The organism is Mesorhizobium sp. M1403 (assembly GCF_040317695.1).
Lineage (GTDB): Bacteria > Pseudomonadota > Alphaproteobacteria > Rhizobiales > Rhizobiaceae > Mesorhizobium.
Genome location: NZ_JAMYKY010000009.1, coordinates 153,750 through 177,284, shown reverse-complemented (window position 1 = coordinate 177,284; position 23,535 = coordinate 153,750). Strand labels below are relative to the sequence as shown.

General features: G+C 61.8%; 18 protein-coding genes. 1 reads left to right on the top strand and 17 read right to left on the bottom strand.

Translation table 11 applies throughout. The features are described 5' to 3' along the window. Positions 1-9: 9 nt before the first annotated feature. The 12 genes from NKH01_RS17375 to NKH01_RS17320 form a co-directional block, all read right to left on the bottom strand. Positions 10-1,062 carry a phosphotransferase family protein gene (locus tag NKH01_RS17375; RefSeq protein ID WP_502912639.1) on the bottom strand — a complete coding sequence of 351 codons (1,053 nt, stop codon included), beginning with the start codon at positions 1,060-1,062 and terminating at the stop codon, positions 10-12. Continuing rightward, entirely contained in the window at positions 1,034-2,275 is a 1,242-nt protein-coding gene (locus NKH01_RS17370; protein WP_352494541.1) for an acyl-CoA dehydrogenase family protein, read from the bottom strand. The genes NKH01_RS17375 and NKH01_RS17370 overlap by 29 nt, the downstream gene beginning before the upstream one ends. Positions 2,276-2,422: 147 nt before the next feature. Continuing rightward, the gene (locus NKH01_RS17365; RefSeq protein WP_353021367.1) at positions 2,423-3,700 is read right to left on the bottom strand and encodes a cytochrome c; all 1,278 of its coding nucleotides are present in this window, start codon (positions 3,698-3,700) and stop codon (positions 2,423-2,425) included. 9 nt (positions 3,701-3,709) lie between these two features. Continuing rightward, entirely contained in the window at positions 3,710-4,228 is a 519-nt protein-coding gene (locus tag NKH01_RS17360) for a (2Fe-2S)-binding protein (protein ID WP_352494542.1), read from the bottom strand. 23 nt (positions 4,229-4,251) lie between these two features. Continuing rightward, positions 4,252-7,089, bottom strand: a complete 2,838-nt coding sequence (locus NKH01_RS17355; RefSeq protein WP_353021364.1) for a xanthine dehydrogenase family protein molybdopterin-binding subunit — start codon at positions 7,087-7,089, stop codon at positions 4,252-4,254. Between the two features lie 126 nt (positions 7,090-7,215). After that, positions 7,216-7,422 carry a hypothetical protein gene (locus NKH01_RS17350; RefSeq protein WP_352494471.1) on the bottom strand — a complete coding sequence of 69 codons (207 nt, stop codon included), beginning with the start codon at positions 7,420-7,422 and terminating at the stop codon, positions 7,216-7,218. Positions 7,423-7,446: 24 nt separating this feature from the next. Beyond that, the gene (locus NKH01_RS17345; RefSeq protein ID WP_353021362.1) at positions 7,447-8,010 is read right to left on the bottom strand and encodes a hypothetical protein; all 564 of its coding nucleotides are present in this window, start codon (positions 8,008-8,010) and stop codon (positions 7,447-7,449) included. A 152-nt stretch (positions 8,011-8,162) separates the two neighbouring features. Continuing rightward, a complete protein-coding gene (locus NKH01_RS17340) occupies positions 8,163-10,304 on the bottom strand; it encodes a beta-galactosidase (protein WP_353021360.1) in 2,142 nt (713 codons plus the stop codon). An 18-nt stretch (positions 10,305-10,322) separates the two neighbouring features. Next, positions 10,323-11,462 carry an ABC transporter ATP-binding protein gene (locus NKH01_RS17335; RefSeq protein ID WP_353021358.1) on the bottom strand — a complete coding sequence of 380 codons (1,140 nt, stop codon included), beginning with the start codon at positions 11,460-11,462 and terminating at the stop codon, positions 10,323-10,325. Between the two features lie 61 nt (positions 11,463-11,523). Then, entirely contained in the window at positions 11,524-12,375 is an 852-nt protein-coding gene (locus NKH01_RS17330; protein ID WP_352484037.1) for a carbohydrate ABC transporter permease, read from the bottom strand. Then, positions 12,375-13,259, bottom strand: coding sequence for a carbohydrate ABC transporter permease (locus tag NKH01_RS17325; RefSeq protein WP_023720671.1), 885 nt, complete (start codon positions 13,257-13,259; stop codon positions 12,375-12,377). Before NKH01_RS17325 ends, NKH01_RS17330 begins: the two co-directional genes overlap by 1 nt. A gap of 70 nt (positions 13,260-13,329) precedes the next feature. After that, positions 13,330-14,601, bottom strand: coding sequence for an ABC transporter substrate-binding protein (locus NKH01_RS17320; protein ID WP_023720672.1), 1,272 nt, complete (start codon positions 14,599-14,601; stop codon positions 13,330-13,332). A gap of 258 nt (positions 14,602-14,859) precedes the next feature. Here NKH01_RS17320 and NKH01_RS17315 point away from each other — a divergent pair, with 258 nt between their 5' ends. Then, entirely contained in the window at positions 14,860-16,062 is a 1,203-nt protein-coding gene (locus NKH01_RS17315; protein WP_023720673.1) for an ROK family transcriptional regulator, read from the top strand. A gap of 26 nt (positions 16,063-16,088) precedes the next feature. Here NKH01_RS17315 and NKH01_RS17310 read toward each other — a convergent pair whose 3' ends face one another. The 5 genes from NKH01_RS17310 to NKH01_RS17290 form a co-directional block, all read right to left on the bottom strand. Beyond that, positions 16,089-17,459 (bottom strand): alpha-glucosidase/alpha-galactosidase, encoded by a 1,371-nt coding sequence (locus NKH01_RS17310; protein WP_353021355.1) that lies wholly within the window; start codon positions 17,457-17,459, stop codon positions 16,089-16,091. A 20-nt stretch (positions 17,460-17,479) separates the two neighbouring features. After that, a complete protein-coding gene (locus NKH01_RS17305; RefSeq protein WP_352639489.1) occupies positions 17,480-19,147 on the bottom strand; it encodes an ABC transporter ATP-binding protein in 1,668 nt (555 codons plus the stop codon). A 9-nt stretch (positions 19,148-19,156) separates the two neighbouring features. Continuing rightward, the gene (locus NKH01_RS17300; protein ID WP_031194485.1) at positions 19,157-20,290 is read right to left on the bottom strand and encodes an ABC transporter permease; all 1,134 of its coding nucleotides are present in this window, start codon (positions 20,288-20,290) and stop codon (positions 19,157-19,159) included. Between the two features lies 1 nt (position 20,291). Further along, positions 20,292-21,299 carry an ABC transporter permease gene (locus NKH01_RS17295; RefSeq protein WP_031194486.1) on the bottom strand — a complete coding sequence of 336 codons (1,008 nt, stop codon included), beginning with the start codon at positions 21,297-21,299 and terminating at the stop codon, positions 20,292-20,294. Between the two features lie 104 nt (positions 21,300-21,403). After that, complete coding sequence (locus NKH01_RS17290; RefSeq protein ID WP_023720678.1) at positions 21,404-23,488, bottom strand: ABC transporter substrate-binding protein; 2,085 nt, start codon at positions 23,486-23,488, stop codon at positions 21,404-21,406. Positions 23,489-23,535 lie beyond the last annotated feature (47 nt).

The window sequence follows — 23,535 nt, the reverse complement described above, 5'->3', positions numbered from 1 at the left end:
AGCCTCTCCTCACCAGGGCCGCGCGCCGTCGATGACTTCCATGGCGCGTGCAGCGAAATGGCCGGCCAGCGGTGCCACATCCGCCGCATCGGCCGCAACCGCGCTGCCGGCCAGCACGCGGTCGGCGATGCCGACGAAGATCACCGCAAACCGGAACATGGCAAACACCAGATGGAACCGTTGCAGCGGCGCCGTCGGCACGGCGTGGGCGAAGTAATGATCGAGGAATTCGCGTTGTGTCGGAATCCCGAGCGCGGCCTGATCGAGGCCGAGGATGCCGCCATATTCGTCAGGCGAGGAATGCCAGGGCATCGAGCAGAAGCCGAGATCGGCAAGCGGATTGCCAAGCGTCGATAACTCCCAGTCGAGTATGCCGATCACTTCGGGCCGCTCGGGATGGAAGATGAGATTGCCGAAACGGAAGTCGCCATGCGCGATCGAGACGTGGCCGTCATCTGGCGGAAGATGTCGCGGCAGCCATTCGGCGACGGCTTCGAGCGCGGTGATGCGCTCGCTCGGCGATTCCCGCAACTGTCTGGTCCAGCGCGCGATCTGTCGCTCAAAATAGTTCCCGGGACGGCCATAATCGCCGAGCCCGACTTCGTCCGGCCGGACTGCGTGCAGCTTTGCCAGCGCCTCGGCCATGCCGAAATAGATGCCGCGCCGCTCGTCCGGCGCCAGTCCCGGCAACGCACCATCGTGGAACACCCGGCCGTCGAGCCGCTGCATCAGATAGAACGGCGTGCCAAGCGGCTCGTCGCCGTCGTGAAAGAGCACCGGCCGCGGCACCGGCACCTCTGTCTCCGCGAGCGCTTCGATCACCCTGTATTCGCGATCGACGGCATGAGCGCCGCGCAGGATCGGTCCCGGAGGTTTCTTGCGCAGCACCATGCGGCGGCCGCCATAGTCGACGAAATAGGTCGGATTGGATTGGCCGCCGACGATCCGCTCAAGCGACATCTGGCCATCGCCAAAATGCGCTCTCAGAAAATCCTCCAGGCGCGTTGGATCGAAATCCGTCCTCATTGCCGGCTCAGCCGTTCCCGCTGCGACCTGTGTCATCTTGCGTGCCGGCTTCGACATGCCAGCGCCAGAAGCCTGTACCTTCCTCGTTGAGGAAGCGATTGAGCACCATCTTGTGAACCTCGTCGGCGCCGTCGACCAGGCGAGCCTGGCGGGCATAGCGGTAGATCCATTCGAGCACAGTGTCTTTCGAATAGCCGCGGGCGCCGTTGATCTGGATCGCCACGTCGGCGGCGTCATGCAGCACATTGGCGACCTGGATCTTGGCCATGGAAACCTCCTTGCGGGCAAAGCCACCGCGATCGAGCTCCCAGGCCGCCTTCATCACCAGCAAGCGACCGATCTCGATGCGCATGGCAAGGTCGCCGAGCAACAGCTGGATACTCTCGCGGTCGGCCAAAAGCTGCCCGAAGCCGCTACGCTCGGCGGCATAAGCGCGCGCGATTTCGACGCAGCGCTTGGAAAGGCCGAGCCAGCGCATGCAATGGGTGAGCCGCGCTGGACCGAGCCGGACCTGGGTAACCCTGAGGCCGCTGCCTTCGCCGGCAAGCACGTCCTCGACCGGGATTTCAAGCCCGTCGAATTCCAGCTCGCAATGGCCGCCATGTTCTTCCGGTCCCATGATCTCGATGCGCCGCAGGATCCGCCAGCCCGGCTGGTCCTTGTGGAACAGCAAGGCCGAAAGGCCGTGACGCGGATCGTCCGAGGTGCGTGCGACAAGGATGAAATGGCTCGCCTCTTGCGCCCCGGTGATAAACCATTTGCGGCCGCTGACGACATATCTGTCGCCGCGCCGCTCGGCTCTGGTCATGATCATCGACGGGTCCGACCCGCCGCCCGGATGCGGTTCCGTCATTGCGAAAGCCGAGCGCACCTTGCCATCGACGATCGGCTTCAGCCATCTCTGTTTCTGCTCCGGCGTCCCCAACCGTTCCAGCACCATCATGTTGCCGTCGTCGGGAGCCGCGGAATTGAACACGACCGGACCGAAGATCGAGCGGTTCATCGCCTCATAGCAGACAGCTATATCCACCTTGGAAAGGCCCGCCCCGCCAGTCTCGGGTTTCAACTGCAGGCACCACAGGCCAGCCGCCTTCGCCTTTGGCCGCAGCGTTTCGAGCAGCGGCAGCGCGATGTTGCCATGGCCGTCATAGGAAGCCTTGTCTGCCTCGAGCGGCAGGATTTCGCGCTCGACGAAATCGGCGATCCGGCTGCGGAAGGCCTCGGTGCGGACGGGGATGTCGAAATTCATGGCGCTCACAACGATGAAACGAGATGCCGCCATCGATCTCGATGGTCGAAACGGTAGTGTAGCTGCCGGCATCGAATGTGAGCAACGGCAATGGCGATACCAGCCTGTGAGCTGCCGATACCGGTCGACTTCCAGGATCAGGCTTACTCAGTTTCGTTTTGCCACGTCCGCGACGCTTTGCGGCGTAATGTCGGGACTGGTCCCGCCCCACTTGACGCGCAAGTAATTGCCGAGATCCACGACTTCCTGGTCGGTCAGCAGTTCACGGAAGCCCGGCATGTCCTGCCGCGCTTCGCCGTTCGGATAGATGCGAGCCGGAAGGCCGTCCAGCACGATTACCAGCAAATTGTGGGCGCTCGGCAGGCGCAGCGACACATTGGTGGTCACTGCCGGCGCGACATGCGGCGTGCCTTCGCCGTTCAGGCCATGACAGCCGGAACAGGCCTCGACATAGACGCGTCGGCCGGCGGCCGCCTCGGTCGCGGCAGACGGCTTGCCGGGTTCGGGTGCGGACGCCGCCTCGCCGATCAGATAGGTCGCCATCGCCTTGGCGTCCGCCTCGTCCAGATGCCGTGTCGAATTGTGCACCACGTCGAACATGCCGAAGCTCATCACCCCCTCCGGCCCAAGCCCGGCGCGCATGTAAGCGGCGAGACCGTCGCGGTCGAAGCCGAACCGCGCCAGGCTGGCCGTGGTGATGTCCGGTGCGTCGACATTGTCGATCCGCGCGCCCTGGAGATATCGGCTCGGGATCGTGGCCATGGTGAAATCGCGTGGCGTGTGGCATTCGCCGCAATGGCCGAGTGCATCAACCAGATAGCGTCCGCGATGCCAGTCCAGCGATTTGGCCGCGTCCTCGGCAACCGTTCGGGAGGGAAGATTAATCAGGTTCCAGAAGGTCATGAACCGGCGGACATAGGGGAACGGAAAGCTGCCCGCCCGATTCGCCTGCCGGATCGGCTCGCGTGTCATCAGGAAGGCGTAGATCGCATCGACATCTGCCTCCGTGAGCCGCCGATAGGACGTATAGGGCATGGCCGGATAAAGATGCCGGCCATGCGCCCCGACGCCGTCGCGGACGGCGCGATGGAAGTCGGCCCGGGTCCAGGCGCCGATGCCGGTCTCTTTGTTCGGCGAAATGTTGGAGGCGTAGAGCGTGCCGAAGGGCATGGCAAAGGCGAGACCGCCGGCGAAGGGCGCGCCGCCCGGCGCCGTATGACAGGCGGCGCAATCGGCCGCCTGGGCAAGATACCGGCCCTGCGGAGCCAATTTTTGCATCTCCTCGGCTGACAACGGCCTATCGACCACCGCGCTGACGGCGCTCTTTTCGAACAGGCCGAGGAAGACCGCCAGCGCTGCGATCACAGTGACCGCCAGACCGAGAATTAGAAAGCGCGGCAGGCGGAATATCCAGGGGCGCCTCATCATCGCGCCTCAGCCCTGTACCAGCCCGGGCGTGCTCAGGATCACGTCACGAACGGCCTCGTAATAGCGGACATAACCGGTGCAACGGCAGATATGCGGCGCAAGCGCCTGCTCGATCGTCTGTTCGACGTCGGCACGCCGGACGGGCGCCGTCTTCAGATGCTCGATCAACACGGTCGCGGCGGTGACGAAGCCCGGCGTGCAATAGCCGCACTGGAAGGAAAAATGCTCGATGAAGGCCTGCTGGACCGGAGAGAGGCGCACGACATTGCCGTTCGCGTCGCGTTCGGCATGTGCCTCGATGGTGCGGACAGATTTGCCCTCGAAGAAATGCGCTCCGGTGATGCAGCTCCGGATTTCCCGGGAGCTTCCATCCGGCCCATCGAGGATGATCGCGCAGGCATGGCAGATGCCCTGGCCACAGCCGAGCCGCGATCCCGTAAGGTTCAGATATTCGTGCAGGAAGTCGATCATCATCAGATCGTCCGGCACATCGACCGGGCCGACCGTCCGATTGTTGACGGTCATGGAGAGTGGTCGCGTGGCGAGGGTCACGACAGGGCCTCCAGGATTTTCTCGGATGTGATCGGCGTCTGATAGAAGCGCCTGCCGATGGCATGGTTCACGGCATTGGCGATCGCCGGAACGATCGCGATCATCACTACCTCGGCCATTCCCTTCGGCGGATCGGTTTCAGAAAGCGGCGGCAGCACCTCCGACGTCTGCGTCCAGACCGCGACGTCTGTTGCATGCGGCAAGCGATAACGGTTCCAGTTCCAGGTGCCGTCGCCGGGGCCGTCCTCATAGAGTGGCAACTCCTCGAGCAAGGCGTGCCCGACTCCCATCGCCAGACCGCCCTGGATCTGACCGGAGACGAGTTCCGGCACGACCTGAGTGCCGCATTCGAGGATCGAATGATGTGACAGGAGCTTCACCTCGCCTGAGGCGGTGTCGACGGCGATCTCGGCGATCGTCGCCATCCCGGTGTAATAGGTGACGGCAGCATTCAGGCGCTGCACCGGCGGGTAGAACACCTCACGCCGGTCAAGGAAATGGAAGCCATCCGAGGTCATCAGGGCCTTCAATTCAGCCGGCGCGCCTTGGCCATAGCACGCCGACAGTGCATCGGCTGGCAACCGGACCGTGCCGACATTCGGCACGTCGAACACCGCCTCCGCCCATTGCCAGCGGTTGAAGACATGGACGCTGACGCCCGTGACCAGGCCAAGCTTGTGCGCCGCTGCCGCGAGTTGCTCCAGTCCGAGCGGCTCCATTCCACCGGCCGTCAGCCTGCCATCGACCACCCGCGCATCCCCGATATCGATCGCGAGCGGCCGCGCCTGCCCGCCACCCGGCCCGCTCGACCAGAGCGCGACTGCCGCCGGCCAGAGCGACAGGCGCAGCAGTGCGCGCGCCGCCGTCCGCGTTGCGTGGCCGACGAAATAGGCGCTGTTGGAAGCGCTCATCGGTGAAACAAAGGAGGGCGTCCAGCGCGGATTCTGCGCCAGCGCATCCTCCTTGTCCTGTGGCGTTGTATAGGGCTCCTCGGTCGAAACGAGCGGCATTTCCGGCCAGTCGACGACGCCGAAGGCGCATTCGTCCGGCACCCGGCCGATGATGTCGGCGACCATGACCGCCTGCGAGGTGGTCAGGCCCGTGCCGATATCGTTGCCGTTCTGCCGCATCGCCAACCGACCGGACGGATCCAGCGACAGCGTGGTCACCGCTGCGTCGGCTCCGGTCCCGTAATCCTTCTGCACCTGCGCGAAACCGACGCCATAGTGATTGCCGGGATTAGCGGTGTCGAACTCAGTTTTCTTCGCGGCGCGATCCTTCCAGAGCGGATGGGCACGGGCCCGCTCCAGGATCTCTTCCGTCCTCAGCGCCCCGCCGGGAATGGCACCCTGCGAGTTCTTCATGCCGGTCTTGAACGCATTCTTGAGGCGAAGCTCGATCGGATCGATGCCGAGCAGTTCGGCCGCCTCGTCGACCATCATCTCGGTCGCCGCCATGGTCTGCAGCGTGCCGTATCCACGCGTCGAGCCGGCGTCAACGGCGCGCGAGGCGCGGACCTCGACCGAGAAATCGCTCTTCGGTAGGTAATAGATACTCTGCGAAGCGCTGGCGCCGACGTTGCCGACGTCGGGCGAGAAATTGCGCCGCCCACCAGCATCCGTACGATAGCTCCCCTTCATGATGCGGAAGGCGTGCGTGGAGCGATCGACGACAAGCGTGTTCTCCATCCAGAAGGCGTGGCGCTTCAGCCCCATCTGGAACTGCTCGAACCGGTCGTTGGCAAGGCGCACCGGCCGCCCGTCGCCATAGAGGCCTGCCAGGACGGCGTAATAGGGAAAGATCGAGTGGTCCTTGGTGCCGTATCCGACGGTATAGCCGATCGAGAGATCGAACGCCTTGAGTGCGAACCGCGATGTGGACAGCATCGCCAGGGTCGAGGTCGCGACCTCATAGGGCGATTGGGTTGCGATGATTGCATGTAGCGTCAAGCTGGCCGGCTCGAACCAGACATTGCCGTTGTCGGCCTCCATCGCCGAGGCGTCGACCGATTGCGAGAAATAGCTTCGCTTCAGGATCAATGCGTCGTCGCCGGTGGCCGCGATTTCGCGCTCGATCTCGCCCGCCGCCCACATGGCACGCGCCGCGGCATCACCGCTCTGATCCGGCTTCGGCCAGACGACCTGATCTCCGTCGAAGTCGCCGTAGATCGTCGTGCCTTCGAGCGGGGCATAAATGTCGGGATCGCCCGACGTCGCGCCGCCGATGCGCACGAAACGGCCGGCGCCGTAATGCGGCGGCGTGTCGTAGCCGCTGGTCGCCCGCCAGCGCACGACGCCGTCTGCGAAACGGACCAGCCGCTTCGCGGCGTCGAACCGCGCGAAATCCTTGTAGATCAAGAGCGCAACGGGCTGGCCGAGCAGGCGCGGCGTGCGCCCCTTCGGCACCAGGAACATGTCGCCATAAAAGCCAGGGGCCGTTGTTTCCGGCGGCACAAGGCCATCGCGCACAAGGTCTTCGCCGAGGACAAGTCGGTCGGGTTTGAGATCCTCGCCGAGCAATGAGAGGTCCAGTCCGTCGAACGGAGCGTCGGCCCGGGTTCCGCGGATCAGGAAGGCGTGGCTCTGTTCCTGCGGCCAGCCCGCCACGTCGCGGGCGCGAAAATCGCGGGTGAAGGTTTTGTCGCCGGTGACCTTGGCCACGGCATCCATCCGAAAGCGCGGCCGACCATCCGGTCCGATCCAGTTCAGCGAACCGTCCGACGGATTGGCAATGAGCGCCGCCGATGCAGGCCGACCCAGAAAACCGACCTTGACCGAAATTCCCGCGCCGGCAGCCGCCGCGATGAACTGGCGCCGCGAAACCCTGCCGTTCATACCGCCTCCCCGACTGGCCAAGTGCCGGACCGGACAGTTGGTCGGCTCGCCTCCCATGTATAGTTCGCGAGTCGGGGCCGTTCCGCAATGGCGGTATTCGCCGAAAAGCAGAACAGTCTTGCCATGTCATGAAAATCGTTGGAACGTTTTATGACAATCCTGCCAGTTGTAAGGCGCAAGAGCTCTATTTAGGATGTGAATATCCTGTGCGACATTACCCTTTTGCTCCAGCGTCAACAGCTGTTCGCCGTTCATCATTCTTTGCGTGACTTTAGGGCCATTCGCCGGCATCGTTTCGGTCCGGCTGGTTTCACAATCCGGGTAGAGGCGCATCGGCAAACGCCGTGCTCGTCGCAGCTACGGAGTTTGACCAGGCCACTTCTTTGGATTGAAGGTGGGAGAACGCACTGGCCCAGGCCCGAAGTAACGCGGCCATTTAGGCGCGGGCTTGTCCTCGGCAGCGGGAACCGAACTGGTTGACGGCAAGGGGGCAATCTCGAAAGATATGGCTTTCCCGGTCTGTGGGTTCAGCCCGCAGGAAAAGCTGAAGGCTTGCCAGTCGTCGCCCGTTCGGGCCTGGCCGCTGCCCGTCAGCCGACGGTTGCTCACGAGCTGCAGCGTGCTGGGATCGTCGGTCCCCAGAAACACCCGATCGACACCCTTGATGCGACGCTTTAGCGCTTTCATGGCAGCTGGGCGGCAGATGAACTCGGCTACTTTCTTCGCATCCGTCCAACCTTTGGCGAGCGCACGCTCCTCAGGATGTTTGAGCTTTGCTATCTCCGCCGTAACGACCGAAGCCTGCGCTGGCGAAAGCCTGGCAGCCGCGGCCGGAACGGACGAACCGAGCAACAGCCAGGACACGATTCCAAGCGCCAGGGAGAAACGCAAATTCCGAGTAGTTTTCGGCATCTCGTCCACAGAACTTCTCCTCCTCTGTCAACAGTCTACCAAATCTCCCAGTAGAACATTACCAAAAAATCAACGCTCTCACCATTTTCGATATTCTGTGGACTGGAAACTGACCTCCCTCTTCTTCTATCTTGAACCTGCTGGCGGCATATCGTATCGCATCAGATCAATTCGATGATAGCACAGCCATAGCCGTCCAGGGTCAGCACTCCGGAGACAGGCCTTTTGCCGTCGAGCAGGTTGCTGCCGGCGGGAACGCCGGTTACCGCAACCGGCGTGTCCTTGATGTTTTGCATGAACAGAAGCTGGCGTTCATCATTCTCGCGCATCGTCACCTCGACGCCGTCCGGCAGATCCGGAACCAGAGGCTCCACGTTCGCGTCGGCGAAAGTGCGGGTTGCGAGCTGAGCCGTCAGTTCCGGAGTCAGGTAGGTGCCGACATAGAGCACACGGCCCTTGCCGACGGCGCGGGAAGTGATTGCAGGCGCTCCCACCGCGTAGCGGTTCGACCAAACCCCGATAATTTCGACTTCCGGTTCGACTGCGAGGTTCTCATAGAAATAACCGGCATCGAACTCGTGGTTGCCGAAGGTATAACGACGGATGCGGCGGCTGGATTCGGCCGGTCTGTCGGGGGGAATGACGAGCCCGCCGGAGCGCGACATGGTGTTGAACAGGCCGTTGGCCCCAGGTGCCGCCAGCCGCCCGAAATCCTCGACGCGAACACCGGTCAGCTTCGACAGCGACCGGCCCGGCGCTGTCTCGCGGATGACGTGGTTGTTTTCGTCGCGGGTTCCCGTGCGCGCGCCAACGATGACGGTACCGCCATTTTCGGCAAAGACTTGCAGCCGCTCGGTCCAGCTGTCCTTCCAGATCACCCAATGCGGCACGTAGAACACCTTGAGCTTCGACAGATCGTCTTCCGGGTGGATGAAGCCGCAGGCGATGCCGCGGTCATAGCAATACTGATGTAGCAAGGTTGCGTCGTCCTGCGGGCTTGGCAAGCCGATCGGGAACGTTTTGTGGGCTTCCTGATTGTCGAAGTCCGAGCCGGCGATGCCGACATCCATCCGCACATGGGTGCCTAGGATCTTGTCTTTAAGCGCCATCATCTCGGTGGCGAACTGCCTCGCTTCGTCATAGCGGCGGCGAGCGACATTATCGTGATCGATGATGCCCATCCAGTATATCTCGGCGCCGAAATGCGCGGGACGCCAGCGGAAGAACATGATGCCATCGGCGCCACGCGCAACCGACGACATCGCCATGCGTCGCATTTCGCCCGGCTCCGGCGTCAGCGTGCAGAAGCCCGGCTGGGCGCCAAAACCCGACTGTTGTTCCGGCACTATGTAGTTGCCGGAAAATCCCCTGCAGATGTCGAGATGCAGTGCCTGGATCTTGGCGTGGTTGCCGAGGCGAAAGAACTCGTCATAGAGGAACGGGTAGATATCGTAGCCGACAAAGTCGAGATCGGTGGAGAACTGGCCTCGAAAATCGATATCGCGCAATCCGCCGAGATTGTGGAAGATGAACCAACCGGCATTCGTGGCTCTCAGGATCTCGACCTGGTCGTGCTGGAACCGTGCTGTCGAAAAGGCGAGAAAACGGTGATAGTCCTGGAGGTGACCGGGACCGGGAAAGGACGGGGAAAAATCCAGCGGGAAGACAATTTCGCTGAAATCGCCGTAAGCCGTCGCCCAGAAATCGCCACCCCAGGCGAAGTTCAGCCTGTCTATCGTCTTGTAGGTTTCCTGGAGATAAGCCTGGAATTCCTTCAATGCCGACGGCGAATAGGATTCCGGCATGCTGGTGTTGAGTTCGTTGTCGGTCTGCCAGCCTACGACATTTGCATTGTCGCGGTAGTGGTCCGCCATCGCCCTGGTAATCTTGCGGCTATAGTCGCGAAACACCGGGCTGCTGGTGTCGGCATACTGGCGCGAGCCGTGGCCCATCGACCGGCCATTTCCATCAAGCCGCAGGATTTCCGGATGCTTTGCGGTCAGCCAGCGCGGCGGGGTGGCGGTCGGCGTGCACAGGATCGTGTTGACGCCATGACGCGCGAGTCCCTCGATTGCCCGGTCGAACAGGTCGAAATCGAAGGTGCCTTCACGCGGTTCGAAAATGTGCCAGGCGAATTCGCCGAGGCGGGCGACGTTGAAGCCGGCCTCGGCCATGCGCCTGGCGTCATTGTCCCAGTAACTCTCGTCCACATGCTCGGGGTAATGCGGCGCGCCGACCAGAAAGCGGTCGGTCTGGATCGTCCGCCAGACCGACAGGGCGCGGCCGTTTGAAGTCTTGTTCACGAAGGATACTCCTGCAGGTCAGTCGGTGATGGTGGGTTTACGGGCACTGATGGTCCGCTCATCGACAGAGGAAAAGAGATAGACGTCACGCGGCTCGACCTTTAAGCCGACGGTCGCGTCGGCAGAGACAGCGCTCGCATGGCCGATCTGGACGGTGACGTTGCCGCTGCCGCTTTCAGAACTGACGCATTGCAGCGGGCCGGCGTCGGCATAGAGGATAGTCTCGCGGCCGAGATGCTCGACCAGTCGCACCCGTCCTGCAAAACTCGCTGTCCCTTCCGCGGCCAAGCTGATGCTCTCCGGCCGAATCCCCATCGTCACCCTATCGCCGACCTGTACGGATGCCGCTTCCGACAGTTCGACAGTCAAAGTAGAAAGACCGGCGGTCGACAGCGTGGCGGCGCCGCCGGAGACAGCAGCGACGGTCACTTCGAAAAAATTCATTCGGGGTGCGCCGAGGAAGCCCGCGACGAAGAGATTGGCCGGATTGCGGTAGAGTTCGAGCGGAGCGCCCACCTGCTCGACCGAGCCGCGATTGAGCACGACGATACGGCTCGCCATTGTCATCGCCTCGGTCTGGTCGTGCGTGACATAGACCATGGTGGCGCCGAGCCTGGCGTGCAGATCGGAAAGCTCGACGCGCATCTGCGTGCGCAGCGCTGCGTCAAGGTTGGATAGCGGTTCGTCGAACAGGAACACGTCGGGCGAGCGGGTTATGGCACGGCCAATCGCCACACGCTGACGCTGGCCGCCGGAAAGCTGTTTCGGCCGCTTGTCGAGCTGGTCGGTAATGCGAAGGATCTTGGCGGCTCGCAGCACGGCGGCATCGATCTCGGCCTTGGGGCGATGCGCCATGCGCAGGCCGAAACCCATGTTCTCGGCGACGGTCATATGCGGGTAAAGCGCATAAGACTGAAAAACCATGGCAATGCCGCGCTCACCCGGCTCGGTGGTGGTGACATCACGGTTGTTGATGAGAATTTCACCGGTCGAAACGGTTTCAAGCCCGGCAATGATCTTCAACAGCGTTGACTTGCCACAACCGGACGGCCCGACGGTGACAATGAACTCGCCCTGTTCGACGCTGAGATCAATGCCGCGCAGTGCATGATAGGTGCCATGATTCTTTTGTATCTGCCTGAGTTCAAGACTGGTCATGGAGCCCTGCTTGCAAAATCAGTTTCGAATCGGATGGGCGACGCCTTGAAGCCATGGTCGTTCATCCCTTGACCGCTCCCATGGTGAGGCCGGTGATGAAGTGCTTCTGCATAAGGAAGAACATGGCGACTGGTGGCAAAGCCACGACGATGGTTCCAGCCGAGATCAAGTTCCAGGCCGAGACCCATTCGCCGCGCAGATTGGCAAGGCCGGCGGTGACCGGTTTTACGGTATCGCTGATGGTGAGCACGACCGCCCAGAAATAATCGTTCCAGATGAAGGTGAAGAGCAGGATGGCAAGCGCCGCGAGAGCCGGCCGTACCAGTGGGACGACGACGTGTACCAATGTCTGAAACGGTGTCGCGCCCTCGGCCCTGGCTGCCTGAAACAGTTCTCCCGGCAAGGCGGCGATGAAGTTGCGCATGAACAGTGTTGCAAACCCGGTCTGGAAGGCGATGTGGAAGATGATCAGGGCCGACATCGTGTCGTAGAGGTTGAGCCGCACCATGAGATCGCGGACCGGGATCATCATGATCTGGTGCGGCAGGAAGTTTCCGCCGACGAACAGGGCGAAGACGAGCATGTTGCCGCGAAATCGGTAACGGGCGAGCACGAACCCGGCGAGCGTGCTCAAGATGAGAACGCCGATCACCGAGGGGATGGTGATCGTCAGGCTGTTGAGGAAGTAGCGGGCCATCGGCGTCTGGGTGAAGACTGCCGTGTAGTTGTCGACCAGGCCGAATTGGGTCGGCCAGCCCCACAGATTGCCGCCCATGACATCCTGCGTAGAGCGGAACGAGGTAAGAATGATGGCAAAGAGCGGCGCCAGCCAGACAATCAGGATGCCGACCACCAGCACGACATAGAGGCGACGCTGCCAAATAGCAGTTTCGGGAATCGGGCGGGGAAACATCAGCCGCCCCTTTCATCGGCGCGGATCATCCGCGTCAGGTACCAGGCGATGAAGACCGCCATGATCACGAACAGCACCGAGGCAATGGCCGCGCCATAGCCGAAGCGGTAGGAAAAGATGGACTGCTCGAACATCTGATAGGCAAGCACCTCGGACGAACCGAAGGGGCCGCCGCTGGTCATCACCGAGACCATGTCGAAGGAACGCAGTGCGCCGACGACGGTGACAGCGATGGCGATAAAGGTGACCTGTGTCAGCTGCGGCAACACGATGTGGCGCAGCATGTTCCAGCCCCTGGCGCCGTCGACCCGCCCGGCGCCGATCAGGTCCTCGCTGAGATTGTTGAGGCCGGCGAGATAGAGCACCATGCAGAAGGCGATCTGCGGCCACAACGCTGCGATCACGACGGCGAAGGTGACGAAGTTTTCATCCGACAGCACTGCCGGGGCGGTCGCGCCGAAGGTGCGGAAGATCAGGGCGAGAAGTCCGAATTCCGGCGTATAGACCCAGGTGAAGACAACGCCGACGGCAACCGAAGCCAGCACCAGCGGAATGAAGAACAGCGACTTGAGCAGGCGCATGCCGCGGATTTTCTGGCTGACGAGCAGCGCGATGGCGAGGCCGAGCGGCGGCGCCAGCATGAACATCACCAGCCAGATCAGATTGTTCTTCAGCGAAACATAGAACTGCGGGTCGGCGAACAATTCGCGGTAGTTGCCAAGGCCGATCCAGACCATCGGGCTGAAGCCGTCCCATTCGTGCAGGCTGATCCATAGGCTCTCGACCGCAGAGGCCAGAATGACGACGGAAAACAGCACAGCAGCGGGCAGGATCAGAAGTGTCGGTGTCAGCCACCAGCGATGGCGGCGCCAAAGCTTCGTCATTTTGGGAGACCTCATTCACCGGAACGCATCGGGGAGCGGGCAAGACCCCGCTCCCCTCGGCTGGGAGGCGCTAGATCTTGAAGATCCGGCGACGGGTTCCCTCGAGTCGCTGAAGAATGGCATCCCGGCGCTCCGGCTTGGCCATGAATTCCTGGAAACCGACCAGACCCGCCTGGGCCATGTCGGGATCGGTGTCGCGGTCGTAATATTGCGACGTGCCGGCCACCGTCTTGAGGCTTTCCACAGCCGCGTTGACCAGCGGGTCCTTGCTGGCTGGAAGGTCGTTGCGCGGCGGAACGTTGCCGCCAGGTTCCAGATAGGGGCCGAAATTTTCCGGCTGGTAAAAGAAGGCGAGGAACTCGCGGGCACCCGCCTTGTTCTTGGCGTTGGCCGGGATGTGGACCGAATTGACCGAGAATTCTTCGTAGCGGTCGAGGGCGGCGTCAATCTTCGGGAAAGGCGCGAATGTCAGCTGCTCGAGATCCTGCTCAGGGAAAGTAGCCTTCACGAAGGCACCGAGGTTCATCATGCCGGCCTTCTTCTGGGCGAGGAAGGCGCCGGCCTCCTGCCAGCCGAACGAGGTTTGATCCGGCGTGAAGAAACCCTGCCTGATCAGCTCCTCCCAGTGGTCGAAAACAGGCTTCAGCGCCGGGTCGGTATAGGCCATCTTGCCGTTCATCAAGGCGAAGTGCTTGTCGAGACCATTGATGCGCAGGTTCATCTGATCGAACCATCCGGCCGCCGGCCAGAGTTCCTTGGTGCCGATGCTGACGGGGATTAGGCCGGCGGCCTTGGATTTCTGGCCGTAAGCGAGGAATTCGTCCCAGGTCGCCGGTACCGTAAGTCCGTGCTCGGCAAAGACGTCCTTGCGATAGAACATGCCCCACATCGTGCCGCCGGTCGGCAGTCCATACTGCTTGCCGTCGACCGTGACGGCACCGGTCGTAGCACCCAGCACGTCCTTGTATTTTTCCTTCTCGAACAGATCCGAAATGTCGTCGAACAGGCCGCGGTTGACGAAGGCACGCATGCGGTTTCCGGAGAACCAGAAGCAGACATCCGGCGCGCCGGCCACAAGGTAGTTGCGGATCGCGGTCTTGTGGGCTTCGTGATCCATGTTGTTGATCACAACTTTGGTGCCTGACTGCTTCTCGAAATCGGCCGCGATGCGCCGCAAAATCTGCAGGGCATCGGCATTGTTTTCATCTGAAATGATGGTGACTTCGCTCGACTGGCTGAGTGCCGGCATTGGAAAGCCCGTGAGCACCGCGGCGGAAACGCCACCGGCTCCCTTAAGGAAATTGCGCCGCGTCGACGGCTTTTCGATCCACTTGAACGTCATTGTCACTCCTCCCTTGTTGTTAATTCTGCCCGGCATCGCGGCCGACGCGGTCGTCCCCCTCACCGGCGCTGTGCGAACCCGACAACGCATCTCCCGGGCAAGACAACATGCTTGCCCGCTCCTTCAGAGCGCGGTGGCTGCCGGTATGAACCGGATTATTTTCGTTAACCCCGGTTCGGGTGTTGAACAGTTGGGCAAACTTACGCATATGTTTGATCGAGAGGCAATAATTAATTTACAAAATTAAGGAATAAATCCGTGAAGCTCAAGGGTGACCCGAGCACGACCCGGGCGATGAACCGGAGACTGATCCTCAATCTCTTGCGGCAGGAGGGTCCGCGCAGCCGGGCCGACATAGCGTCCGTTACCGGCCTCAGTCCGGCGGCCGTCACCTTCGTCGTGGCGGACCTCATCGAGGATGGCCTGCTGATCGAGGGCAAGACAGTCGTGGGCTCGGCCGGGCGCCGCCCTATCCCGGTGGATATCAACTACGCAAACGGCCTCGCCATAGGTTTCAAGCTGATGGTCGGGTCGGTCGAATGCGTGGTCACCGATCTTGCGACCAATCCGCTGGGTTCCATGCGCGTCAAGCTCTCGGACAGCGATCCCGACCGTATTACAAAGGCGTTGGCCAAGGCGGTGCCGGAGCTGATTGCGATTGTCGATCGGCCCGGCGCCAAGCTTGCCGGGATCGGCGTTTCAATGCCTGGCGTTATAGACAACCAGAAGGCCGTGTGTATCCGCAGCAATCGCTATAACTGGGACAACGTTCCCCTTGGCCCGATGCTGGCCGAACGGGTGGACGTCCCCGTGTGGCTTGAGGACGACACCAATGCCTACGCCATTGCCCAGCAACTCTTCGGCCTCGGACGCCAGCACCGCAATATGGCGGTGCTGGCGATCGGCGTCGGGATCGGCTGTGCGCTCGTCTTCGAAGGCAAACTCTATCGCGGTGCGAACGGTGCTGCCGGCAAATTCGGTCACACCTCCTATGAGGAGAACGGCCGCCTTTGCGAGTGCGGAAAACGCGGCTGCCTGATGGCCTATTACGCCGAGCCGGCGATCCTGCGCACATGGCGCGAAGCCACCGGGCACGACGAAGCGGATTGCAAAGCGACCCTTATGGAAGCCTTGGCAGACCGCGAACCGCGAGCCGTCGCCATTCTCGAAGAAGCCGGACGTGGCATCGGCCGGCATCTCGCCAATCTTGTCAACATCACCGACCCGGAGGTCATTGTTGTCGGCGGTGAAGCGGTATCGTTTGGCGACGCGCTGTTTGGCCCGATGCGGGTGATGCTCGGGCAAAACACCTTTCGACAAGCACCGCCAATGCTGCTGGACTGGGAGGACAATTCCTGGGCAAGAGGGGCGGCTGCACTGGTGACGCAGAAGCTCTTCGATTTCGAGACATCGGCCGGCAACGCCGCGCCGCTTTCAAAGCGGGCTTTATGGTCGGCATAGGCGAGTGAAATAGACAGCCCTGCGCCTCAGGCCGCCCGAACGCTGCGCGCTCCGCGCGCCCAGGCCGGCAGCCAATCGGCATGCGCAACCAGCAAATCATCGACCAGCGACCATATCTGGTCGAGGTCGAGCTCAGCCGCCGTGTGCGGGTCCATCATCGCCGCGTGATAGATGTGCTCGCGGTTCTCGGTCATCAGCGCCTGGACCGTCAGCTCCTGGACGTTGATATTGGTGCGGATTAGCGCAGTAAGCTGCACCGGCAGGTCGCCGATGAAGGTGGGTTGAATGCCGGAGGCGTCGACGAGGCACGGCACCTCGGCCGCGCAATTATATGGCAATGACGTGATGCAGCCATTGTTGCGGACATTGCCGTAGATCACCGACGGCTCGCCGGTCCAGACCGAATTCATGATCGAGGACGCATATTCCTTCGACTGCTCCACTTCGATCTTGTCAGCCGAGCGATAGGCTTCCGCTTGCCCCTTCCAGCGTTCGATCTGCTCGATGCAGCGCTTCGGATACTCGTCGAGCGGGATACCGAATTTCTCGATCAGATCTTCGCGCCCGTCCTTGATGAAATAGGGCGTGTATTCCGCGAAATGTTCGGAGCTTTCAGTGACGAAGTAACCGAGGCGCTTCAGCATCTCGTAGCGCACCTTGTTCGGGCAGCGCGGGTTCCACCCCGGCTTCGGCGCCCGCCCTTCGCTATAGGCGCGCAGCAGATCCGGATAGAGGTTGCGATAGGAGCCGTCCGGCTGGCGATGCTCGAACTTCAGGTAGAAGGCCATGTGATTGATGCCGGCCGAGCGATAGCGAATCTCCTCGTAGGGAATGTCGAGATCATGCGCCAGCTCCATTGCCGTGCCTTGCACCGAATGGCAGAGGCCGACCTGCTTGATGTCGGGGTATTTCTCCGCGATCGCCCAGGTGTTGATCGCCATCGGGTTGACATATTGCAGCATGATAGCCTGCGGGCAGACCGCGAGCATGTCTTCGCAGATCTTCCACAGATGCGGCACGGTTCTCAAGCCTCGCATGATGCCGCCGACGCCGAGCGTATCGGCGATGGTCTGGCGCAGCCCGTATTTCTTCGGAACTTCGAAGTCGGTGACCGTGCAGGGCTCGTAGCCGCCGATCTGGAAGGCGACGACGACGAAATCGGCGCCCGCCAGCGCCTTGCGCTGGTCCGAATAGGTTTCGGCTTTGGCCTTTACGCCAAGCGTCGAGATCAACTTGCCAACGACGATTGCACTTTCTTCAAGTCTTTGCGGATTGATGTCCATCAGTGCGATCGTCGCGCCGGATAAAGCCGGACGCTGCAATATGTCACCAACGATGTTCCTCATGAACACCGTCGAGCCAGCTCCGATGAAAGCGACCTTGGGATTTCTTGCCACAATAACCTCCGGCATAACAATCAGGCTACCTCGAAAGCGGCTTTGACCAGCCGTTCGGTGTAAGCGGTTTTGGGATGGGACAGGACTTCGTCGACAGGCCCCTCTTCGACGATCCGGCCGTGCTGCATGACGATGACGCGATGGCACAGCGCCCGCACGACTTTGAGATCGTGCGAGATGAAGATGTAGCTCAGGCCCCGTTCGCGCTGCAGCTTGCGCAGCAGTTCGATGATCTGCGCCTGGACCGAGAGATCCAGCGCCGATGTCGGCTCGTCGAGTACGATGAATTCCGGTTCGAGCGCGACGGCGCGGGCAATCGCAATACGCTGGCGCTGGCCGCCGGAAAACTCGTGCGGGAAGCGCGACAGGATATCGCCCGGCATGCCGGCGCTGATCAGTGCCTCGCGCACCCGCTCGATCCGATCGTTCCTCGTGGCGCCGATGCGGTTGACGACAAGCCCTTCCTCGATGATCTGGCCGATCGTCATGCGCGGGTTGAGCGACGAGAACGGGTCCTGGAAGACGACCTGCATGCGCGACCGCAGCGGCCGCATCTGCGCCCGCGAACAGCCATGGATCGGCTGGCCATCGAAATAGATCTCGCCGCTGTCCGTGGTGTTGAGCCTGAGCAACGCCTCGCCGAACGTGGTCTTGCCCGATCCGGATTCGCCGACGAGGCCCAGCGTCTCGTGCCGCCGGAGGGTCAGGCTGAGGCTGTCGACGGCGACAAGTTCGCGCAGATCCGGCTTCATGAACGTGCCGTGCCGCAGCATGAAGGAGACGCGCACACCCTTGGCCTCAAGAATGACGTCGGCGCCTTCCGGCAACGGATTTGCCTGGCCGCGCGGCTCGGAGGCAAGCAGGTGGCATGTGTAGGGATGCTGCGGATTGGCGAACAGCTTCTCCGTCACATTGTGCTCGCGCATCTCCCCATGCTGCATGACGTAGACATAGTCGGAGAACTGCCGCACCACGGTCAGGTCGTGCGTGATCAGGATCACCGCCATGCGCAGTTTCTTCTGCAGGTTGCGGATGAGATTGAGGATTTGCGCCTGAACCGTCACGTCGAGCGCCGTCGTCGGCTCATCGGCGATCAGCACGTCCGGATCGTTGGCCAGCGCCATGGCGATCATCACACGCTGGCGCTGACCGCCGGAAAGCTGGTGCGGATACTGCTTCAGCCGCGCCTGGGGCTCAGGAATTTGCACCTGCTGCAGCAGCTCGAGCGCCCTTGCCTCGGCCTGCCTGCGGCTCATCTTGCGATGCACCCGTATCGCCTCGACGATCTGGCTGCCGATCGTGTAGATCGGGTTGAGCGAACTCATCGGTTCCTGGAAGATCATCGAGATGCGGTCGCCGCGCAGTTTGCGCCGGGCACGCTCGGAAAATTTCAGGATGTTCGCCCCATTGTATTCGACGGTCGATTTCGGCGACACGACCGCACGCTTCGACAACAGTCCCATGACGGTGCGCGCCGTCACCGACTTGCCCGATCCGGACTCGCCGACAATGGCGATCGTCTCGCCGCGATAGAGCTGGAAGGAGATGTCCTTGACCGCTTCCACCATGCCGTGCTCGACCTTGAAATCGACGGCGATGTTGCGGGCATCGATGACCGGGTTTTCCGAACGTCCATCATGGTCGAGCCGGACAGGCGGTGCGAAAGATTTGACGAGCGCGTGTTGCATCATGTCACGTCAATAAGGATCGACTGCATCGCGCAGTCCGTCGCCAAGCGCGTTGAACGCGAAGACGGTGACAAGCACGAAGCCGACCGGCGAGAGGATCCAGGGATAGGTGCCAATGACCGAATAGGTGGCGGTGTCTTGCAGCATCAGCCCCCAGGAGATCAGTGGCGGCTTCACCGCGAAGCCGAGAAAACCGAGGAAGGATTCGAGCAGGACGACACTGGGGATCGCCAATGTGACGGCAACGATCACGTGGCTCATCACGTTTGGGAAAATGTGCTGCATGATGATGCGGCCATCCGTGGCGCCGACCGCCATCGCCGCACGGACGTAGTCGATTCGCGCCAGCGCCAGGGTCTTGCCGCGCACCTCGCGCGACATCTGCGCCCAGCCAAGCGCCGACATGACGACGATCACGAAGGCCAGGAAGACATTTGTCGGCGCCGTCACCGGAACCAGCGACGTTAGCGCCAGATAAAGCGGCAATTGCGGAAATGCGAGCACCAGTTCGACGAAGCGCTGGACCCAGACATCGAATGTGCCGCCGAAATAACCCGACACCATGCCGACCGTCGTGCCGATCACGGTGACGATGAAAACCACGGTCAATGCGATCATCAACGAGATGCGCGAACCATAAATCGCACGAGCCAGCACATCGCGGCCGAATTTGTCGGTGCCAAGGAAGTGCACCGGCTGGCCGTCGGTCGAGCCGAAGAAGTGCCGGTTCGCGGGAAGCAGGCCGAGCAGTCTGTACTCCGCTCCCTTGACGAAGAAGCCGAGCAGCCGCGGATGGTCGTAGTCCGGCCCGACGACGGGTTGGAAGGTAACCGGGTCGAGGTCTTCCGAATCCGCCAGGGCATAGACGCGTGGCTGGAAGACGAAGTTGCCGTCCTTGTCATGGAAGCTCATCATCTGCGGCGGGGCGAAGCCGACATCGGTCACCTTGGGATCCATCGGTGCGAAGAAGTCGGCAAACACCGCCAGCAGCACCAGAAACGCGACCAGGATGAGCCCGGCCATGCCGGTCCAGGACCGTTTCAGGCGGCGCCAGACGAGTGCGATGTAGCTCTCATTGCCGCGCGGCTTGATCTTGGCCGGCTCCTCGGCAAGTGGCGGCAGCGAGGGCTCGAACACAAGCATCTCAGGACCCTGCATATTGGCGCACACGCGGATCGAGCATGACGAGCAGCATGTCGGCGATGATGTTGCCGACGATCAGCGTCGCCGACAGCACCATCATGAAGGTCGCCGTGACATAGACGTCGCCAACCGCCATCGAACCGACGATCGCCGGGCCGACGGTCGGCAGGGCAAAGATGATCGCAGTCTCGATCTCGCCGGTCAGCATATAGGGCAGCACCACGCCCTGATACATGACCAGCGGATGCAGCGCATTGGGCACCGCATGGCGCATCACGACCGCACCACCGCTGAGACCCTTGGCGCGAGCGGTTTCGACATATTGCGCGTTCAGCGTGTCGAGCAAATTGCCGCGCATCACCCGCATGTTGTAGGCGAGCCCGCCAAAGGTGGCGATGGCGACAACCGGCCAGACATGCCGGACGAGATCGACGAACTTCGCCCAGGACCACGGCGCCCCGCCAAATTGCGGCGAAAAGAAGCTGCCGATCTCGGACACATTGAACTGGAAGACCAGCAGGTAGACGATGATCAGCGCCATCAGGAAGCGCGGCACCGTCATGCCGAGGAAGGAAATCGCTGACAGCGTACTGTCGATCCAGCTGTACTGTCTGGTCGCCGCCCAGATGCCAAAGCCGATGCCCAGCACCGAAGCCAAGAGATGGCAGACAAGCGCAAGCAGCAGCGTGCGCGGCAGCCGCTCGCCCACCACGTCGGCGACGGGCTTGTTGTAATACAGGCTGTAGCCGAAGTCGCCGCGGGTGACGATGCCGGCGATCCAGTTCAGGTATTGGAGCGGAACCGGCTTATCGAGGCCATGCTCCACGCTATAAGCCTTCGCCTGCGCATCGGCCTCGGCAAAGGAGGCTCCACCCTGGTTGATGAGCTGCAAGCGGATGTAGTCGGCATAGTTGCCCGGCGGGGCCTGGATGATCGCGAAGGTAACCACGCTCAAAATGGCGAGAACCGGTAATGCGGATGCTATGCGCATAAGCAGAAATCGCAGCATCGGCCGTTTCTCTCCTCGCTCGGTTTCAGTTATCCCCTTGCCGCTGGCTTTGTCCCGGCCGCGCCAGCAGCGCGGCCGGGAATTTTCAAGTCAGGGGAGGAAACTCAGTTCGTCGGACCCTTGTCGCCGGGCTTTCCGGGAAGCTGTTCGGGGAACAGTTCATATTTCTGCTGCTTGTCGACAGCGACCCAGACCCTTTCACGAATGATCGAATCTTCGGCCCAGTTGAACATGAAGATCGGCGTTCCCTGCGGAATATTGGAGAAGCGGTTGTTGATGATCAGCGCGCCGGGATATTCGGTCAGCCCGACGGTATAGACGTGTTGCGTCGAGATCTTCTGGAACTGCTTCATCAGGCTGGCGCGCTCGTCGTTGTCCTGCGCCGAGACGAACTTGTTGACGATGTCGACGAGGTCCTTCTCGAACGGCATCAGATCGACCTGGCCGTTTTCCGGAGCGCGATGGTTCCAGCTTGTGCGTGGGCCGATCGGCGCCAGTTGCTCGGTGTTCTGTACGACCGAGGTGAGCTCCTCATCATTGCGCCTGACCATCCAATCGAAACGGCCAGAATACATGGACGCGTCGCGCTGGACGCCGTTCAACCCGTTCAGGACAACGCGAAGACCTAGCCTCTCCATCTGGCCGACGACGCCCTCCGCGAGGCTCTTGTCGGTGGTGTAGTCATTGTTGACGAGCATCACGATCTCGACATTCTTTCCGCCGGCGGTGCCGGCAGGAAAATTGACGAAGCCGTCGCCGTCGCTGTCCTTCAGGCCTGCCTTGGCGAGTTCCGCCTTGGCGCCTTCGAGATCGAAGGGGTAGTAGACCGTCGACTTCCGGTCGTAGAAGCTCGTACCCGAGGAGAAGCCGCCCGGATAGATGGCGGTGAACGGACCCTTGACCAGCGAGTCGCCGAGCGCCTTGCGGTCGAGCGCCATGGTAACGCCCTTGCGGAAATCCTCGTTGCGGTTCAGCTCGCGAACCGCCTGCCCACGCTCGTCGGGATTGCCCCAGCCGTTGGCGGAGAAGTTCATCCGCAGATTATAGCCGATCAGCCGCGGACCGAAGGCAAGCCGGGCCGGCGCGTCCTTTTGCGCCGCCCGCTTCAGCGAGGCGACGAAATTCTCCGGCTGCTCCAGATTGGAGATGTCGGCCGCCCCCGACACCGCCTGAACGTCGCGGTCGGCCCAGGTCGATAATTTGTAGTGCAGTTCATTGAGATACGGCAGTTGGTTGCCCTTCTCGTCGACCTTCCAATAGTACGGATTACGGCGCATGACGATGATGTCGTCGGGGCGGTATGCCACCGGCACCCAGGCACCCATCACGGGCATGTTCATATATTCCGGCGGGAACGCGTTCTTGAACTGCTCGTAAGTGTTCTTCGAGTATTTCGGATGCTGCGGCTTGAGGATGTGCGACGGTCCGGGGCAGAACTTGCCGTAAGCCATGGCGTAGAGGTGTTGCTTCGGAAAGGCGTCCTTGAAGGTCCACTCGACGGTGTAGTCGTCGATTTTCTTCAGCGTCGTGCCGACGCCGAAGGTCTCCTGCGTGGCGCCGTTCAGCGGCGAGACATTGGGGTCGATCACCTCGTCGTCCCAGTAGAACATCACATCGTCGGCGTTGAACGGAACGCCGTCCGACCATTTCGCGCCCTCGACCAGATGCATCGTCAGCGTGTGGCCGTCCTTCGACCAGTCCCAGCCCCTGGCGAGGTTCGGCAGCGGCTCGGTGTCCTTGGCTTCGACCTGGAAAAGCGGGGCCGTTCGCGTAAGGCATTCGGAGAGGCCGATGTCGATGCCGCCCCAGCCTTGCGTCTGCCCCGCGCCGTAGTTCCAGCCCTCCGGCCGGCCGCCGATGACATGGCGCATCGTGTCACCGTAGACGCCGACGCCGTCCGGCATGTTGCCGGTCTTGAAGACCAGCGGCTCCTTCGGGAGCCGGTCCTTGACCGGCGGCAGCTTGCCTGGCTTGACGTATTTGTCGGTGACCCAATCGGGTTCGTGGTATTCTGGAAGTGCCTTGAACTCCAGGATGGAGTCGCGCGCGACATATTTGATCTTTCCCTCGGCGGGAAATTGCGCGGGCACCGGCGGCACGGTCGGCTCGGATGCATATGCGCTCAGCGCCGAGGCCGAGACGCCAAGCGCCAGCCCTGCGAGAATGCCAATGTTTCGAAAATTCCTCATCGTCTCTCCTCCCTGTTGTTCAGGAGCGCGTTGACGCCGCTCCATTT

Coding starts and splice junctions, on each gene's coding strand:
- NKH01_RS17375 (WP_502912639.1), bottom strand. CDS start 1,062: ATGACACAGGTCGCAGCGGGAACGGCTGAGCCGGCAATGAGGACGGAT.
- NKH01_RS17370 (WP_352494541.1), bottom strand. CDS start 2,275: ATGAATTTCGACATCCCCGTCCGCACCGAGGCCTTCCGCAGCCGGATC.
- NKH01_RS17365 (WP_353021367.1), bottom strand. CDS start 3,700: ATGAGGCGCCCCTGGATATTCCGCCTGCCGCGCTTTCTAATTCTCGGT.
- NKH01_RS17360 (WP_352494542.1), bottom strand. CDS start 4,228: ATGACCGTCAACAATCGGACGGTCGGCCCGGTCGATGTGCCGGACGAT.
- NKH01_RS17355 (WP_353021364.1), bottom strand. CDS start 7,089: ATGAACGGCAGGGTTTCGCGGCGCCAGTTCATCGCGGCGGCTGCCGGC.
- NKH01_RS17350 (WP_352494471.1), bottom strand. CDS start 7,422: ATGCGCCTCTACCCGGATTGTGAAACCAGCCGGACCGAAACGATGCCG.
- NKH01_RS17335 (WP_353021358.1), bottom strand. CDS start 11,462: ATGACCAGTCTTGAACTCAGGCAGATACAAAAGAATCATGGCACCTAT.
- NKH01_RS17330 (WP_352484037.1), bottom strand. CDS start 12,375: ATGTTTCCCCGCCCGATTCCCGAAACTGCTATTTGGCAGCGTCGCCTC.
- NKH01_RS17325 (WP_023720671.1), bottom strand. CDS start 13,259: ATGACGAAGCTTTGGCGCCGCCATCGCTGGTGGCTGACACCGACACTT.
- NKH01_RS17320 (WP_023720672.1), bottom strand. CDS start 14,601: ATGACGTTCAAGTGGATCGAAAAGCCGTCGACGCGGCGCAATTTCCTT.
- NKH01_RS17305 (WP_352639489.1), bottom strand. CDS start 19,147: ATGCAACACGCGCTCGTCAAATCTTTCGCACCGCCTGTCCGGCTCGAC.
- NKH01_RS17300 (WP_031194485.1), bottom strand. CDS start 20,290: ATGCTTGTGTTCGAGCCCTCGCTGCCGCCACTTGCCGAGGAGCCGGCC.
- NKH01_RS17295 (WP_031194486.1), bottom strand. CDS start 21,299: ATGCTGCGATTTCTGCTTATGCGCATAGCATCCGCATTACCGGTTCTC.
- NKH01_RS17290 (WP_023720678.1), bottom strand. CDS start 23,488: ATGAGGAATTTTCGAAACATTGGCATTCTCGCAGGGCTGGCGCTTGGC.